We start from the raw sequence: 16702 nt of genomic DNA on the forward strand, positions 1-16702 counted from the left end.
GTGGCACGTGCAGCGCAGCTCGTCCGCGAGCCGGTCCGACAGCTGGAGGAGCTGGGCGACCAGCTGTCCCTCTACGCGCGCGCGATCGCGTGGATCCCGCGCACCGTCCGCCGCTACCCGAAGGAGATCGGCAGGCTGCTCGCCGAGGTCAGCTTCGGCTCGGGCGCCCTGATCGTCATCCTCGGCACCGCGGGCGTCATGGCCGCGTTGTCGTTGTTCGTCGGCTCGCTCGTCGGTCTGCAGGGCTTCCGCGCGCTGGACTCGCTGGGCGTCGAGGCCCTGACCGGCTTCATCACCGCGTACTTCACGACCCGCGACATCGCGCCGCTGGTCGCGGCGGCCGCGCTGACCGCGACCCTGGGGGCGGGCTTCACCGCCCAGCTCGGCGCGATGCGGATCTCGGAGGAGGTCGACGCGCTGGAGGTCATGGCCGTCCCGTCGGTCCCCTTCCTCGTGACGACGCGGGTGCTGGCCGGGATCATCGCCGTGCTGCCGATGTACACCATCGGCCTGCTCATGAGCTTCGCCGCGGCGCGGATCAACGTGACCGTGATCAACGGGCTGCCGGGTGGCACGTACGACCACTACTTCGACCTGTTCCTACCGGTCAGCGACGTGTTGGCGTCCTACCTGAAAGTGATCATCTTCGCCACGGTGGTCATCCTGATCCACTGCCACTACGGCTACCACGCCCGCGGCGGACCGGCGGGCGTCGGCGTCGCCGTGGGCCGCGCGGTCCGGCTGTCCATCGTGAGCACGGCGATCCTGGACTTCTTCCTGACCCTGGTCCTGTTCGGGACGGACACGAGCGTGCGAGTCGCGGGATGAGAACGGTCGACGGTGGGAAGGCGCTGCGCGGGCTGGTGTTCGTGCTGGTCATCGCGCTGCTGCTGGGGCTGGCGGTGGCCCAGTACGCGGGTGCGTTCCGCGGCGGCGTGCCGGTGACCCTGCACGTCGACCGGGTCGGGACGCAGCTCAACGAGAAGGCGGACGTCAAGATCCGGGGCCTGATCGTCGGGCGGGTGGAGCAGATCAGCACGACGGGCAGCGGCGCGGACGTCGAGCTGATGATCGACGAGGACAAGGCCGACCTGATCCCGGCGAACGTCACCGCCCGCCTGCTGCCCAAGACGCTCTTCGGCGAGAAGTTCGTGTCGCTGGTCCCGCCCTCGGACCCCGGGGCCGTGAAGCTCGCCTCCTACGACACCATCCAGCAGGACCGCAGCGTGGCGGGCATCGAGGTCGAGCGGGTGCTCGACGACCTCCTCCCGCTGCTCCAGGCGGTCAAGCCGCAGGACCTGGCGACGACCCTCGGCGCGCTGTCGCAGGGGCTGCAGGGCCGCGGCGACCAGCTCGGACGGACCCTGGAGCAGCTGAACACGCTGACCGGCGGCCTGCGCCCGGCGATCCCGGACCTGCAGGAGGACATCTCCCAGCTCGCGGACTTCTCCGAGAACCTGTCGAACGCCGCACCCGACCTGCTCGACGCGCTCGACGCGCTCACCACGACCAGCCGGACCATCACCGACGAGGCGGCGAACCTGCGCGCGCTCTACGCCTCCGTGGGCGGCGCCTCGGACGACCTGCGGGCCTTCCTCGACGCCAACAAGGAGAACCTGATCCGGCTCGCCGCCTCGGGCAGGCCGACCCTGGAGACGCTGCGGCGCTACTCGCCCGAGCTGCCGTGCTTCTTCTCCCAGGTCACCGGCCTGATCCCGTACCTGGACCAGGTCTTCGGCAAGGGGACGAACGAGCCGGGCGTGCACATCACCCTCGAGATCGGCCCGACGATGGGCAAGTACATCCCGAACCAGGACGAGCCGGAGTACCGGGACGACCGCGGCCCGCGCTGCTACCCGATGATCGACCCCGGGCCGCAGTACCCGCCGGACGGTCCGTTCCGGGACGGCGCGGTGCCGCCCGCCCCGCCCGTCGGCCAGCCCGTCGGGCCGCCCGCGCAGTTCGGCGTGGAGGACTACGGCACGTTCGACGGCACGTACTCGTGGGACCTGGTCCGCGGCTTCGCGTGGCGGCCGGGCACCCAGGTCGGCGCAGGCGGCACGGTGAAGCCGATCTCGTACGACATGGGCATCACCAACTCGCCGGGGGAGCAGCAGCAGATCGCCGAGCTCGTCGGGGCCCGGCAGGGCGTCGCGCCGGGTGAGGTCCCCGAGTGGGGCTCCGTGCTCGTCGGCCCGCTCTACCGCGGTGCGGAGGTGACCTTCACGTGAAGCAGCTCCCGCTCGGACCGCTCACCAAGTTCCTCGCGTTCGCCCTGGTCACCGCCCTGGCGACGACCGTGCTCGCGCTGACCATCGCCAACAGCCAGGGCGGGGACAAGACGACGTACTCAGCGCGCTTCACCGACGTCAACGGCCTGCTGGTCGGGGACGACGTGCGGATCGCGGGGGTGGCCGTCGGCTCCGTCGACAAGATCGAGATCGTGGACCGGCGCGAGGCGCAGGTGGACTTCAGCGTCGACTCGACCCTGGCCGTCCCGCAGTCGGTGACCGCGAGCGTGCTCTACAAGAACCTGATCGGGCAGCGCTTCCTCTCCCTCGCCCAGGGCGGCGGCAGCGGCAGGCTCGCCCCCGGGGACACCATCCCGGTGGCGCAGACCCGGCCGCCGCTCAACCTGACGACCCTGTTCAACGGCTTCAAGCCGCTGTTCCAGGGCCTCGACCCGCAGCAGGTCAACCGGCTGTCGAACGAGATCGTCAGCACCCTGCAGGGGCAGGGCGGGACCATCGACAGCCTGCTGGCCAGCACGGCGTCCCTGACCAGCACCATCGCCGACCGGGACGCGGTCATCGGCCAGGTCGTCGACAACCTCAACGGCGTGCTCGACACCGTCAACAGCCACGACGAGCAGCTCAACCAGCTGGTGATCTCGCTGCGGCAGCTGGTGTCCGGGCTCGCCCAGGACCGCGAGCCCATCGGGAACGCCATCACCTCGCTCGGCGACCTCACCGAGACCACCGGCGGCTTCCTCCGCGAGGCCCGCGAGCCCCTGCGCCAGGACGTCTCCGCACTCGGTGACCTGGCGGGCCAGCTCGACCGGGCGGAGCCGACCATCGAGCGGTTCCTGCAGTTCGCGCCGGGCAAGCTGAACACGATCAGCCGCGCGGCGAGCTACGGCAGCTGGTTCCAGTTCTACCTCTGCGGGGCCTCCGGCTCGATCGGGCTGGGTGACCTCCTGCCCGCCGTCGAGATCCCCGTGTTCAAGTCCGACTCGCCGCGTTGCGGCCCGGACCCCGACGGCGTGCAGGGCCAGTCCCCGCCGCTGGTGCCCGGCGTGCCGCCCGCGCTGCAACAGCTGGCGAACGGCCTGGTGCCGCCCGGTGCCCCCGACCTGCCCATCTTCGCCCCGCTGACGGGAGGGAACCGATGACCCGCCGTCCCGTCCTGCTCGCCGTGGTGGGGCTCGTGCTCATCGCCGTGGTCGCCGTCGTCGCCTTCCAGGCCCCGTCGCTCTTCGGCGGCCGGACCTATCAGGCCGAGTTCGGCGAGGCCGCCGGGCTGCAGTCGGGCGACCGGGTGACCGTCGCCGGCGTCGAGGTCGGGCGGGTGACGTCGGTGGAGCTCGAGGGCGACCACGTGGCCGTCGACTTCCGCGTCGACTCGGCCTGGGTGGGGGACCGCACCGCGGCCTCCATCGAGATCGCCACGCTGCTCGGCTCGAAGTACCTGGCCCTCGACGTGCAGGGCGACCAGGAGCTCGACCCGTCCGTGGCCATCCCGCGGGAGCGGACGATCTCGCCGTTCGACGTCGTCGAGGCCTTCAACGGGCTCTCCGGCACCATCGACCAGATCGACACGGCCCAGCTGGCCACCAGCCTGGAGACGCTCTCGGACACCTTCCGCGACACCCCGAACGACGTCCGCGGCACCCTCGACGGGCTGTCCCGGCTGTCCACGACGATCTCCAGCCGGGACGAGCAGATCCGGAAGCTCCTGGCGGGCGCCCGGAACCTGTCCGGGATCCTCGCGGACCGCAGGCAGGACTTCGACCAGCTGCTCTCCGACGGCAACCTGCTGCTCGGCGAGCTGCAGAAGCGCAGGGACGCGATCGACCGGCTGCTCTCCGGCACCCGGCTGCTCTCGCAGCAGCTGTCGGGCCTGGTGGCCGACAACCGGGAGCAGCTGCGGCCGACGCTGGAGACCCTCGACCGCGTCGTCGCGGTGCTGCAGCGCAACCAGGACAACCTCGCCGAGACGCTGAAGAACGAGGCGGTCTTCGTGCGGCTGTTCTCCAACGCCCTCGGCAACGGGCGCTGGTTCGACAACTACATCTGCGGTCTGCTGCCGGTCCCGACGCTCGGCCCGCTGAACCCGGGAGGCTGCTGATGGCCGGATCGTGGGCGGGGGACAAGCGCCTGATCCAGATCGTGGCGCTCGGGTCCGTCATCGCCGTGCTGGCGGCCACCGGGGTGTGGTTGATCAACTCCGGCGGCGGCCGGAAGGTCACCGCGTACTTCACCAACGCCTCGGCGTTGTTCGAGGACAACGAGGTGCGCGTGCTGGGCGTGCCCGTCGGGACGATCGACACGATCACCCCCGAGGGCACGCAGGTGAAGGTCGACATGACCATCACCGACCCGAAGGTGCACCTCGCGCCGGACGCGAAGGCCGCCGTGGTGTCGCCGAGCCTGGTCACCGGCCGCTACGTCCAGCTCTTCCCGACCGTCGCCGAGGACGCGCCGCAGCTCCCGGACGGGGCGACGATCCCGCTCGAGCGCACCGCCGTCCCGCTCGGCGTGGACGACCTGGCGCGCACGGCCACGGAGCTGTCGAAGGCGTTGGGGCCCAACGGGGCGAACGCGAACGGCGCGGTGTCCGACGCCCTCGACGTCGGCGCGCAGAACCTGGCGGGCAACGGCCAGGCGCTCAACGACACGATCACCGGGCTCGGCAACCTGTCCTCGACACTCGCCGGGTCCAGTGACGATCTCTACGGCACCGTCACCGAGCTGCAGAAGTTCACGCAGACCCTCGCCCAGGACGACGCGAAGGTGCGCGAGTTCAACGGCCGCATCGCGGACGTGACCGGCTTCCTCGCCGACGACCGCGAGGAGCTCGGCGGCGCGCTGCACGACCTGGGCATCGCGCTCGGGGACGTCGCGGGCTTCGTCCGGGACAACCGGGACATCCTGCAATCGAACGTCGACCGGCTGAGCGACGTGACCTCCACCCTCGTCGAGCAGCGCCGGGCGCTCACCGAGATCCTGGACGTCGCGCCGCTGGGCGTCTCCAACCTCGCCAACACCTACAACGGGGCGAGCGGCACCCTCGACACCCGGGCGAACCTCAACGAGCTGGGCAGCGGCGGCCTGCTGTACATCGTCTGCGACCAGGTCAAGACGGCGACGCCGGAGCAGCTGCAGGCCCTGACCGGCCTGCTCGACGCCTGCCGGCAGCTCCCGGCCGCGGGCGCGATCCCGAGCCCGGTGCAGATCCTCGACTCGCTGTACAAGGGCCGGCCCATCCCGGTGGCCGGTCTGGCGATCCCGACGATCCCGCCGCCCACCGGGCAGAACCCGGACCCCGCGGCACCCGCCCCGCAGCAGGGTGGCGCTCCGGCGGCCCCGCTGCCCGCGGCGCCGACGACGGCGCCGACGGCCCCGGCGGCCCCGGCGGCCCCGCAGGACTCCGGCGGCATCGGCGGCTTCTTCTCCAAGCTGTTCGGAGGTGGCTCGTGAAGCGGCTGGTCGCGGCGCTGACCGTCGCCACGTTCGCGCTCAGCGGCTGCGGGGTGCTCTCCGGCGGCCTGCGCGGCGTCGAGCTCCCCGGTGGCGCGGACCTCGGCGACGACCCGTACCAGGTGACGATCGAGTTCCCGGACGTCGTGGACCTCGTGCCCCAGTCCCTGGTCAAGGTGGCAGACGTCAGCGTCGGCACCGTGCGCAGCATCGACGTCGACCCGCAGAGCTGGAACGCCCGCGTCACCGTCGCCGTGAACGGGGCGGTCGCGCTGCCCGCCGACGCCACCGCCCGGGTGCGCACGACGTCGCTGCTCGGCGAGAAGTTCGTGGAGCTCGCGGCACCCGCGCAGGGTGCCACCGGTTCGCTGCGGGACAGCGGGCAGATCCCGATCGAGCGCGCGGGCCGCGCCGTCGAGGTCGAGGAGGTGTTCGGCGCGCTGTCCATGCTGCTCAACGGCGGCGGCGTCGCGCAGATCAAGACCATCTCCACCGAGCTGAACGCGGCGCTGACCGGCCGCGAGCCGCAGATCCGCTCGCTGCTGGACAACCTGAACACGCTCGTCGGCGCGCTCGACGACCGCAAGGGCGAGATCACCCGCGCCCTCGACGGCATCAACCGGCTCGCCGCGACGCTGAACGACCGGCGGCCCCAGATCGAGAACGCGCTCGACAACCTCGAGCCCGGCATCGCCGAGCTGGAGCGCCAGCGCGGACAGCTCGTCGACATGCTCCAGGCGCTCGACCGGCTCTCCGGCACGGCGACCGACACGATCGACCGGAGCCGCGAGGACGTCCTCGCCGACCTCAAGGCGCTGCAGCCCACTCTGGCCAAGCTCGCCGAGTCGGGTCAGGACCTGCCGAACTCGTTGCAGCTGATCGGCTCCTTCCCGTTCACCGACGCGGGCAAGGACGCCTTCGCGGGCGACTACGCGAACCTCTACGTGCGGGTCGACGCCGACGCGAAGAACCTGCTCGACAACCTGATCCGCGGCAACACCCCGCTCAGCCCGGACCTGCCGATCCTCGGTCAGCTGCCGCCCACGGCCCAGCTGCTCGCCCCGCTCGTGGGCGGCAACGGGTCCGGGCAGCCGCAGATCCCGCTGCTCGGCCCGGTCCCGACGACCACCGGCCAGGGCCAGGCGGACCCGCCGCCGTCGACGGTCCCGCGCACGGCCACCCCCGTCCCGCCCGGGCCGACGGACGGCTCGGGCGACCCCGGGGCGCCGACCGGTTCGGGTGGGCGCGGCGGCCTGCTCGGCGGACTGCTGGGAGGCGGTCGATGATCACCCGGACCATTCGGCTCCAGCTGCTCGCGCTGCTGGTGATCGCCGTCGTCGGCGTGGGCTACGTCGGCTTCCGCTACGCGGACCTCGGACGGGTCTTCGGCGCCACGACCTACCCGGTCATCTTGTCGCTCAGAGACTCCGGCGGCATCTTCACCGGCGCGGACGTGACCTACCGCGGAGTGAGCGTCGGGCGGGTCGGCCCGCTCACCCTCACCCGGGACGGCGTCGACGTCCAGCTCGACCTCGACCGCAGCGGCCCGGACATCCCGGCGGACCTCAACGCCGCCGTGCGCAACCTCTCCGCGATCGGCGAGCAGTACGTGGACCTGCAGCCCGCGTCCGACGGCGGCCCCGTGCTGGCGTCGGGGACGGTGATCCCGGCCTCCCGGGTGACGGTCCCGGTGCAGGTGGACGAGCTCGTCGGCAGCCTCGACGGGTTCGTCCGGTCGGTGCCGCTGGACAGCCTCCAGACCGTCGTCGACGAGCTGGGGCAGGGCTTCGCGAACACCGGCGTGCCGCTGCAGCGGCTGCTCGACACCACCGACGAGTTCTCCCGCGCCGCGATCGAGGCCCTGCCGCAGACGCGGGACCTGCTGCGGGACGGCCGGACCGTGCTGACCACGCAGAACGACACGGCGGGCCAGTTCGCGGACTTCGCGTCCTCGCTCAAGCTGCTCGCCGAGCAGCTGAAGACCTCCGACCCCGACCTGCGCCGGCTGATCGACACCGCGCCACAGGCCGCCGACCAGATCCGCGGGCTGCTCCGCGAGAGCGGCGGCGGGCTGTCGGAGGTGGTCGCCAACCTGCTGACCGTCTCCCGGATCGCGGAGCCCCGACAGGCGAACCTGAACCAGATCCTGGCGACCTACCCCGGTGCCGTCGCCAACTCGTACACGGTGGCGCCCAACGACGGCACCGCGCACCTCGGGCTGGTGCTCAACGTCTTCGACCCCGTCCCCTGTGTCGCCGGGTACGAGGGCACCCCGCACCGCGCCGGCAGCGACGTCAGCGACATCCCGGCCAACGCGAAGGCCTACTGCGCCGAGCCCCAGGGCAGTCCCACCAACGTCCGCGGGGCCCAGAACGCGCCCCGGCAGAAGGACTCCACCACGCCGAACGCACCGGCCACCGCCGGTGGGAACCCGTCCGCCGAACAGCCGCTCCCGGCGGGTGCGGACGGTCCTGTGGTGCCTACTCTCCCCCTCAGCACTCCCGCCGGGATCCTCGCCTGAGGTCGCTCCCCCACCGGATGGAGAACCACGCATGACAGCCCCCGTGTCAGAGCGTCAGGTCGACGCCCCCACCCCCGACGCCGCCCCCTCGCGTCGCGGCCGTGCCCTGCAGCTGGCCGCGGCCGTCGCGGCGCTGGCCGCCGTCGTCTTCGGGGTGCTCTGGCTGACCACGCTGCTCAGCGGCGGGCGCACGCTCGCCGAGGAGCGAGACGACGTCCTCGTCGCCGCCCGGCAGGCCGCGATCAGCCTGAACACGCTGGACTTCCACGACGTCGACGGCGGTCTCGACCGCTGGGAGCAGACCTCGACCGGCGCCGTGCTGGACGAGTTCCGCACCAACCGCGCGCAGTACGCGCAGTTCGTGGGGGAGTCCAAGCGCACCACCGCCGCCACGGTGTCCGACGCCGCCGTGAGCGAGCTGAACGAGCAGGCCGGGATCGCCCGGGTGCTCGTCGGGGTGGACGTGCAGGTCACCCCGGACGGCCAGCAGCCCATCACCACCCGACAGCGCCTCCAGCTCGAGATGACCAAGACGGACGACGGCTGGAAGGTCAGCAAGCTGGCCCCGGTCCGTGCGCCCGGTGGCGCGAGCTGACCAGGAGGAACAGGTCATGACTCCCCAGAACGGCACCACCACCGGCAAGCGGCGCCGCGCGAGCACCGGCATCCGCCGCCCCACGGTCGCGGGTCGCCCGTCGTCCCGCCCCGAGCGCGCCGCCCCCGACTCCACTGAGGCCCCCGACGCCGTCGACGCTCGGGACGCCCAAGCACCACCCAGCGACGCTCGGGACGCCCAAGCGTCGGGGACCTCCGCGGCGCCGGCAGGCGGGCGGTTCGGCGCGCTCCGGCGCCTGCGGCTCCCCGCCCCGCCCACCACCCGGCGCGGCACCGCGGTCCTGGCGGGGGCGACCGTGGTCCTCGTCGCGCTGGCCGTGCTGGCCGGGGTGAGCTGGTGGACGATGAGCCACACCCCGGCGGCGCGGAACACCGCGCTGGTGGACGTCGCGGCGACCACGCAGGTCAGCCAGCAGCTCGGGGACGCGGTGAAGACCGTCTACTCCTACGACTTCACCCGGCTCGACCAGAACGAGGCGGCGGCCCGCGCGGTCATCACGCCGGAGTTCGGGCAGCAGTTCGACCAGCTCTTCGGCGAGGTCCGGAACCTGGCCCCGCAGCAGCAGGCCGTCGTCACGGCGACGATCAGCCAGTCCGCCGTCGAGTCCATCGAGGGCGACCGGGCGACGATGGTCGTCTTCCTCGACCAGCAGGCCACCCGCGCGGCCGGTGACCAGCAGCAGGTCGCCGCGGCGGGCAGGCTGACGGTGACCGGCCAGTACGTCGACGGGCAGTGGAAGATCGCGGACGTCCAGGTCGCCTGACCGAGATGAACCTCAGCCACGTCCGCGACCCCTCGCGACGTGGCTGAGGTTCATCTCGACCCCCCGGCGTCGGGCCGGGACGGCCGCGCGTATGCTTGTCGTCAGTTCCACCGAAGACCGCAGGTCTGTGCCCCTCGGGGCATACGAAGGTCCGGCTCGCCGGGCGGCCCGCGCAGGAGGACGAGGTTGCAGTAGCGCCGTCGTGCGCCTCCTACGCCCCGTGCCCTGCGCACGGGGCGTTCGTCGTCTCCGGACCGGATGCGGTGGTCCCACCCGACACCCGAGAGGAGGCACCACATGGCACGTCCCGACAAGGTCGAGGCGGTCGAGGAGATCGCCGAGCGCTTCAGGGGCTCGTCCGCCTCGGTGGTCACGGGCTACAGCGGTCTGAGCGTGGCGCAGCTCAAGGAGCTGCGGCGCGCGCTGGGCGAGAATGCCAGCTTCCGCGTCGCCAAGAACACGCTGGTCAAGCGTGCGGCGGCGGATGCGGGAATCGACGGCCTCGACGAGCTCCTGGCCGGCCCGACGGCGATCGCGTTCGTCACCGGCGAGGCAGTCGACACCGCCAAGGCGCTGAAGACCTTCGCCAAGGACAACAAGGGCCTGGTGATCAAGGGCGGCTACATGGACGGCCGTGCCCTCACCGGCACGGAGGTCGAGCGGCTCGCCGATCTCGAGTCCCGCGAGGTCCTGCTGGCCAAGCTGGCCGGCGCGATGAAGGGCAACCTCGCCAAGGCCGCCGGTCTGTTCAACGCTCCGGCGTCTCAGGTCGCGCGTCTGGTCCAGGCCCTGGCCGACAAGAAGGCCGCCGAAGGTGGCGAGCCCGACGCGGCCGCCGCCGAGAGCTGATCCGGCTCCACCACCCCCACACACTCAGCAACACAGAAGGAGCCAGTCATGGCGAAGCTGTCCAGCGACGAGCTGCTCGACGCGTTCAAGGAGCTCACCCTCATCGAGCTCTCCGAGTTCGTGAAGAAGTTCGAGGAGACCTTCGAGGTCACCGCGGCCGCCCCGGTCGCCGTCGCGGCCGCCGGCCCCGCCGCCGGTGGTGCCCCGGCCGAGGCCGAGGCCGAGAAGGACGAGTTCAACGTCGTCCTCGACGCCGCCGGTGACAAGAAGATCCAGGTCATCAAGGTCGTCCGCGAGCTGGTCTCGGGCCTGGGCCTCAAGGAGGCCAAGGACCTCGTCGAGTCCGCCCCGAAGCCCGTCCTCGAGGGCGTCGCCAAGGATGCGGCCGAGGCCGCCAAGACGAAGCTCGAGGAGGCCGGCGCCAAGGTCTCGCTGACCTGACAGCCGTTCCACGCGCGAAGGGCGGGCACCCACCTCGGGTGCCCGCCCTTCGGGCTTCTCAGGGCCGGTCGCGCAGCTCGCGGCGCAGCAGCTTGCCGCTGACCGTCTTCGGGATCTCGTCGAGGAACTCCACCTGCCGCGGGTACTTGTAGGCCGCCATCCGCTCCCTGGTGAAGGCGATCAGCTCCGCGGCCGTCGCCGAGGCCCCCGGCCGCAGCGAGACGAAGGCCTTGACCGTCTCGCCCCGGTAGTCGTCCGGCACCCCGATCACCGCGGCCTCGCGCACGGCCGGGTGCTCGTAGAGCATGTCCTCGACCTCGCGCGGCCACACCTTGTAGCCCGAGACGTTGATCTGGTCCTTCTTGCGGTCGACGATGTAGAACCAGCCGTCGGAGTCCATGTACCCCACGTCGCCGGTGTGCAGCGACCGGCCGGGCAGCGCCTTGGCGGTCTCCTCGGGCTTGTTCCAGTACCCCTTCACCACCTGCGGCCCGGTGGTGACGATCTCGCCCACCTCGCCGGGCGGCAGGTCCTCGCCGTCCTCGCCCACGATCCGCACCACGGTGTCGTAGACGGGCACGCCCACCGACAGCGCCCCGGAGGCCTCGTCGACGGGTGCCTGCGCGTGCGCGGGCACCCCGTGGCTCGGCGAGGTCGTCTCCGTGAGCCCGTAGATGTTGTGGATGTACTGCCCGAACGTGCTCTCGAAGGCCTTCACCGTCGACGGCGGGATCGGCGCCCCGCCGGACCAGATCTTCGTCAGGCTGGACAGGGACTCCCGACGCGCGCCGGGCGCGTTCATCAGCGCGATGAACACGGTGATGGAGCCGACCGTGAACGTCGCCCGCTCCTGCTCGATGACCTCCAGCGCCACGGCGGGGTCGAACCGGTGGAACAGCACCAGCGGGCAGCCCAGCAGCAGCGCGGCGGTGACGTGTCCGATCAGCCCGGTGATGTGGAACAGCGGGGCGACGCCGAGGATCACGTCGTCCGGCCCGAGCTCGCAGAGCTGCCGGTAGGTCTGGGAGTTGAACACCAGGTTGGCGTGGGTGTTCATCGCCCCCTTGGGCGGCCCGGTGGTGCCGGAGGTGTAGGTGAGCACGGCCGTGTCCTCCGGCGCGAGGTCGACCGTGGGCGGGCGCCGCCCCCGGAACCGCGCGACGAGCTCGGCCAGGTCCAGCGTGCCCTCGTGGGCGACCCGGGAGACGCCGCCGAGGATCCGCGGGTCGTTCCGGGTCTGGTCCTCCAGCTCCGAGGTCGTGACCACGATCCGCACGTCCGTCTCCGCCAGCACCGCCGCCGCGACGGGGTACATGGACTCGAGGGTGACCAGCGCGGCTGCCCCGGAGTCGGTGAGCAGCAGCTTGAGCTCCCGCTCCCGGTTCATCGGGTTGACGTTGACGGCGATCCCGCCCGCCTTCCACACCGCGATCAGCGCGATGACGTACTGCGGGTCGTTCTGCACGAACAGGGCCGCGCGCTCGCCGGGGGCGAACCCCGCGTCGAGCAGCCCGACGGCCAGGGCGTCGGACCGGGCATCGAGCTCGGCGTAGCTGATCCGGCCGTCGAAGTACCGGATCGCGTCCGCGTCCGGGTGGGCGGCGACGGTGGCCCGCAGCAGCGACACCATGTCCGGGAACTCGGGCGTCAGCGAGGCGGGCTGCCCGTCGTCGTAGCGGGCGAGCCAGGGCTTGGAGTCGTAGACGCTCACGAGTGGTCCTCCGTCGACGGTGAGGGAGCAGGTCCCATGATCGCCCCTCGCGACGGAGGCGTAAACTGGTCCCTCGGATGGTCCGGAAGAGTGAACTCTCGGCCGAGCGGCAGATGGTGACGCGCGGCGGGCCGACCGTCGACCGGGTGGTCGCCACCACGTCTGTGCCGGTCGTCCTCCGAGAAGGACCACTTACCGACGCGTACGGTCTTGACTCGGTGCGCCTGTCAGGTCACTCTTACGTCACGGTGCTTGGCTGACCCTGGTGAGCTGAGCGACGTGTCTCGACAGCGGCTGCATCGGCGGCTAGACTGACTCTTTGCGCTGCCTCCGCCCAGGTTCGGCGTGCACGCTGTCGGAAGTCTCACCGGTCTTCGAGCCGGTCGGAAGGTCCGTCATCGTGCTCGGCGGACCTGGTCGGGTGGCTGCGCCCTGACAACAGACGGCGAGTTCAGCTCCCCGGTGACACCCGACAACGTCGCCCGGATCGGCCACGGTACGGCCCGGTACCCGGTGCGGACGACGAAGACGGTAGCGCCTGCGGGGCCGCATTCGCCAGACGAGAGCGTAGTTCTCGGAAGGACGCATCTTGGCTGTCTCCCGCGCCACCGTGACCACTGCGACCCCTGGGAGCGTCGTCTCGGCGAACCCGAACTTCCCCGGCGCACCCACCCGCGTCTCCTTCGCGAAGATCGCCGAGCCCCTGGAGGTCCCGGACCTCCTGGACCTGCAGATCCAGTCGTTCCAGTGGCTGGTCGGCGACGAGGCGTGGTTCCAGCGCCGTATCGACGCCGGGGACGAGAACCCCGTCGGCGGGCTCGAGGAGATCCTGACGGAGATCTCTCCGATCGAGGACTTCTCGGGGTCCATGTCGCTGTCCTTCTCCGACCCGCGCTTCGACGAGGTCAAGGCCTCCGTCGAGGAGTGCCGGGACAAGGACATGACCTACGGTGCCCCGCTGTTCGTCACCGCGGAGTTCACCAACAACACCACCGGCGAGATCAAGAGCCAGACGGTGTTCATGGGTGACTTCCCGGTGATGACGGACAAGGGCACGTTCATCATCAACGGCACCGAGCGCGTCGTCGTGTCGCAGCTCGTCCGTTCCCCGGGCGTCTACTTCGACCACGCCATCGACAAGACCACCGAGAAGGACGTCTACTCGGTCAAGGTCATCCCCAGCCGCGGCGCGTGGCTGGAGTTCGACGTGGACAAGCGCGACACCGTCGGTGTCCGCATCGACCGCAAGCGCCGCCAGCCGGTCACCGTGCTGCTCAAGGCGCTCGGCTGGACCACCGAGGCGATCCGCGAGCGGTTCGGGTTCTCCGAGACCATCCTCGCGACGCTGGAGAAGGACCACACCGCCGGGCAGGACGAGGCGCTGCTGGACATCTACCGCAAGCTGCGCCCGGGCGAGCCGCCGACTCGCGAGAGCGCGCAGACGCTCCTGGAGAACCTGTTCTTCAAGGACAAGCGCTACGACCTCGCCAAGGTCGGCCGGTACAAGGTCAACAAGAAGCTCGGCCTGACCGAGCCCACCGAGGTCGGCACGCTGACCGAGGAGGACATCGCCACCACCATCGAGTACCTCGTGCGCCTGCACGCGGGCGAGACGGAGATGGCGGCCAAGGACGGGCGGGACATCCCCGTCGAGACGGACGACATCGACCACTTCGGCAACCGTCGTCTGCGCACCGTCGGCGAGCTCATCCAGAACCAGGTCCGTGTGGGCCTGTCCCGGATGGAGCGCGTCGTCCGGGAGCGGATGACCACGCAGGACGTCGAGGCCATCACGCCGCAGACCCTGATCAACATCCGGCCCGTCGTGGCCGCGATCAAGGAGTTCTTCGGCACCTCGCAGCTGTCCCAGTTCATGGACCAGCACAACCCGCTTGCCGGGCTGACGCACAAGCGGCGGCTCTCGGCGCTGGGTCCGGGTGGTCTGTCGCGTGAGCGGGCGGGCTTCGAGGTGCGAGACGTGCACCCGTCGCACTACGGCCGCATGTGTCCCATCGAGACCCCTGAGGGCCCGAACATCGGCCTGATCGGCTCGCTGAGCACGTTCGCCCAGGTCAACCCGTTCGGCTTCATCCAGACGCCGTACCGCCGGGTCGTCGAGGGCAAGGTCACCGACCAGATCGACTACCTGACGGCCGACGAGGAGGACCGCTTCGTCGTCGCGCAGGCCAACGCGCCGCTGAACGCGGACGGCTCCTTCACCGAGGACCGTGTGCTGGTCCGCATGAAGGGCGGCGAGGTCGACCTGATCTCGCCCACGGGCGTCGACTACATCGACGTCTCGCCGCGGCAGATGGTGTCGGTCGCGACCGCGCTCATCCCGTTCCTCGAGCACGACGACGCGAACCGTGCCCTCATGGGCGCGAACATGCAGCGCCAGTCCGTGCCGCTGCTCCGCTCCGAGTCGCCGCTCGTCGGCACCGGCATGGAGCTGCGCGCCGCGGTCGACGCGGGCGACGTGGTCGTCACCGAGAAGGCGGGTGTGGTCGAGGAGCTCTGCGCCGACTACATCACCGTCATGGCGGACGAGGGCACCCGGCAGACGTACCGGCTGAACAAGTTCCGGCGCTCGAACCAGGGCACCTGCAACAACCAGAAGCCGATCGTCGACGAGGGCCAGCGCGTCGAGGTGGGCCAGGTGCTCGCCGACGGGCCGTGCACCGAGAACGGCGAGATGGCCCTGGGCAAGAACCTGCTCGTGGCGATCATGCCGTGGGAGGGCCACAACTACGAGGACGCGATCATCCTGTCGCAGCGCCTCGTGCAGGACGACGTGCTCACCTCGATCCACATCGAGGAGCACGAGATCGACGCGCGGGACACCAAGCTCGGCGCCGAGGAGATCACCCGGGACATCCCGAACGTCTCCGAGGAGGTCCTCGCGGACCTGGACGAGCGCGGCATCATCCGGATCGGTGCCGAGGTCCAGCCCGGCGACATCCTGGTCGGCAAGGTCACGCCCAAGGGCGAGACGGAGCTGACCCCGGAGGAGCGCCTGCTCCGCGCGATCTTCGGCGAGAAGGCGCGCGAGGTGCGCGACACGTCGCTGAAGGTGCCCCACGGCGAGAACGGCAAGGTCATCGGCATCCGCGTGTTCTCGCGGGACGACGACGACGAGCTGCCCCCCGGCGTGAACGAGCTGGTCCGCGTCTACGTGGCCCAGAAGCGCAAGATCTCCGACGGCGACAAGCTCGCCGGGCGCCACGGCAACAAGGGCGTCATCGGCAAGATCCTGCCCGCCGAGGACATGCCGTTCCTGCCGGACGGCACCCCGGTCGACATCATCCTGAACACGCACGGTGTGCCGCGACGGATGAACATCGGCCAGGTCCTGGAGACCCACCTCGGGTGGATCGCCAAGTCCGGCTGGGAGATCGAGGGCAAGCCCGAGTGGGCGTCCAAGATGCCCGAGGAGCTCTACTCCGTGGCCCCCGACACGAACACGGCCACCCCGGTGTTCGACGGTGCCAAGGAGAACGAGATCACCGGGCTGCTGGCGAGCACGCGGCCGAACCGGGACGGCGACCGCATGGTCGGGCCGGACGGCAAGGCGCAGCTGTTCGACGGGCGCTCCGGCGAGCCGTACCCGTTCCCGGTGGCCGTCGGCTACATGTACATCCTGAAGCTGGCGCACCTGGTGGACGACAAGATCCACGCGCGTTCCACCGGTCCGTACTCGATGATCACCCAGCAGCCGCTCGGCGGTAAGGCCCAGTTCGGTGGCCAGCGCTTCGGTGAGATGGAGTGCTGGGCGATGCAGGCCTACGGCGCGGCGTACACGCTGCAGGAGCTGCTCACCATCAAGTCGGACGACGTGGTGGGTCGGGTCAAGGTCTACGAGGCCATCGTCAAGGGGGAGAACATCCCCGAGCCGGGCATCCCGGAGTCGTTCAAGGTGCTGCTGAAGGAGCTTCAGTCGCTCTGCCTGAACGTCGAGGTGCTCAGCTCCGACGGTGCCGCCATCGAGATGCGCGACACGGACGACGAGGACCTCGAGCGCGCCGCGGCGAACCTGGGCATCAACCTGTCCAGCCGCCCCGGCAGCGACTCGATGACCGTCGACGACGTCGTCAACTGACCCGGC

At 70.9% G+C, this 16702-nt stretch carries 13 protein-coding genes; 12 read left to right on the forward strand and 1 reads right to left on the reverse strand.

The genetic code is table 11. The features are described 5' to 3' along the window. The 11 genes from L3X23_RS30505 to rplL all read left to right on the forward strand — a co-directional run bounded on the left by L3X23_RS30505 (position 1) and on the right by rplL (position 10889). Positions 1-828 carry an ABC transporter permease gene (locus L3X23_RS30505; RefSeq protein ID WP_093076913.1) on the forward strand — a complete coding sequence of 276 codons (828 nt, stop codon included), beginning with the start codon at positions 1-3 and terminating at the stop codon, positions 826-828. After that, positions 825-2231 carry an MCE family protein gene (locus L3X23_RS30510; protein WP_237196614.1) on the forward strand — a complete coding sequence of 469 codons (1407 nt, stop codon included), beginning with the start codon at positions 825-827 and terminating at the stop codon, positions 2229-2231. The genes L3X23_RS30505 and L3X23_RS30510 overlap by 4 nt, the downstream gene beginning before the upstream one ends. Next, a complete protein-coding gene (locus L3X23_RS30515; RefSeq protein WP_237196616.1) occupies positions 2228-3391 on the forward strand; it encodes an MCE family protein in 1164 nt (387 codons plus the stop codon). The genes L3X23_RS30510 and L3X23_RS30515 overlap by 4 nt, the downstream gene beginning before the upstream one ends. Continuing rightward, positions 3388-4347, forward strand: coding sequence for an MCE family protein (locus L3X23_RS30520; RefSeq protein WP_093076922.1), 960 nt, complete (start codon positions 3388-3390; stop codon positions 4345-4347). The genes L3X23_RS30515 and L3X23_RS30520 overlap by 4 nt, the downstream gene beginning before the upstream one ends. Then, a complete protein-coding gene (locus tag L3X23_RS30525; protein ID WP_237196618.1) occupies positions 4347-5699 on the forward strand; it encodes an MCE family protein in 1353 nt (450 codons plus the stop codon). The genes L3X23_RS30520 and L3X23_RS30525 overlap by 1 nt, the downstream gene beginning before the upstream one ends. Then, positions 5696-6985, forward strand: coding sequence for an MCE family protein (locus L3X23_RS30530; RefSeq protein ID WP_237196620.1), 1290 nt, complete (start codon positions 5696-5698; stop codon positions 6983-6985). The genes L3X23_RS30525 and L3X23_RS30530 overlap by 4 nt, the downstream gene beginning before the upstream one ends. Further along, on the forward strand, positions 6982-8220 hold the full coding sequence (locus L3X23_RS30535) for an MCE family protein (RefSeq protein ID WP_237196622.1): 1239 nt from the start codon (positions 6982-6984) through the stop codon (positions 8218-8220). Before L3X23_RS30530 ends, L3X23_RS30535 begins: the two co-directional genes overlap by 4 nt. 31 nt (positions 8221-8251) lie before the next feature. Beyond that, positions 8252-8815, forward strand: coding sequence for a hypothetical protein (locus L3X23_RS30540; RefSeq protein ID WP_237196624.1), 564 nt, complete (start codon positions 8252-8254; stop codon positions 8813-8815). A 16-nt stretch (positions 8816-8831) separates the two neighbouring features. Next, complete coding sequence (locus L3X23_RS30545) at positions 8832-9599, forward strand: hypothetical protein (RefSeq protein ID WP_237196627.1); 768 nt, start codon at positions 8832-8834, stop codon at positions 9597-9599. A 297-nt stretch (positions 9600-9896) separates the two neighbouring features. Continuing rightward, positions 9897-10448 (forward strand): 50S ribosomal protein L10, encoded by a 552-nt coding sequence (rplJ, locus tag L3X23_RS30550; protein ID WP_093076938.1) that lies wholly within the window; start codon positions 9897-9899, stop codon positions 10446-10448. Positions 10449-10496: 48 nt separating this feature from the next. Continuing rightward, complete coding sequence (gene rplL / locus L3X23_RS30555) at positions 10497-10889, forward strand: 50S ribosomal protein L7/L12 (RefSeq protein ID WP_093076941.1); 393 nt, start codon at positions 10497-10499, stop codon at positions 10887-10889. A gap of 58 nt (positions 10890-10947) precedes the next feature. Here rplL and L3X23_RS30560 read toward each other — a convergent pair whose 3' ends face one another. Continuing rightward, positions 10948-12600, reverse strand: a complete 1653-nt coding sequence (locus tag L3X23_RS30560) for a class I adenylate-forming enzyme family protein (protein ID WP_237196630.1) — start codon at positions 12598-12600, stop codon at positions 10948-10950. A gap of 589 nt (positions 12601-13189) precedes the next feature. Between L3X23_RS30560 and rpoB the strand changes: the two genes are divergently transcribed. Beyond that, on the forward strand, positions 13190-16696 hold the full coding sequence (gene rpoB, locus L3X23_RS30565; RefSeq protein ID WP_237196632.1) for a DNA-directed RNA polymerase subunit beta: 3507 nt from the start codon (positions 13190-13192) through the stop codon (positions 16694-16696). The last annotated feature ends 6 nt before the right edge of the window (positions 16697-16702 follow it).

Origin of the sequence: Pseudonocardia sp. WMMC193 (assembly GCF_021728735.1) — a bacterium.
GTDB classification, from domain to species: domain Bacteria; phylum Actinomycetota; class Actinomycetes; order Mycobacteriales; family Pseudonocardiaceae; genus Pseudonocardia; species Pseudonocardia oroxyli.

Bases quoted from the DNA above. Each gene is read 5' to 3' on its own strand.
- L3X23_RS30510 (WP_237196614.1), top strand. From the start codon at position 825: ATGAGAACGGTCGACGGTGGGAAGGCGCTGCGCGGGCTGGTGTTCGTG.
- L3X23_RS30520 (WP_093076922.1), top strand. From the start codon at position 3,388: ATGACCCGCCGTCCCGTCCTGCTCGCCGTGGTGGGGCTCGTGCTCATC.
- L3X23_RS30525 (WP_237196618.1), top strand. From the start codon at position 4,347: ATGGCCGGATCGTGGGCGGGGGACAAGCGCCTGATCCAGATCGTGGCG.
- L3X23_RS30535 (WP_237196622.1), top strand. From the start codon at position 6,982: ATGATCACCCGGACCATTCGGCTCCAGCTGCTCGCGCTGCTGGTGATC.
- L3X23_RS30540 (WP_237196624.1), top strand. From the start codon at position 8,252: ATGACAGCCCCCGTGTCAGAGCGTCAGGTCGACGCCCCCACCCCCGAC.
- L3X23_RS30545 (WP_237196627.1), top strand. From the start codon at position 8,832: ATGACTCCCCAGAACGGCACCACCACCGGCAAGCGGCGCCGCGCGAGC.
- rplJ (WP_093076938.1), top strand. From the start codon at position 9,897: ATGGCACGTCCCGACAAGGTCGAGGCGGTCGAGGAGATCGCCGAGCGC.
- rplL (WP_093076941.1), top strand. From the start codon at position 10,497: ATGGCGAAGCTGTCCAGCGACGAGCTGCTCGACGCGTTCAAGGAGCTC.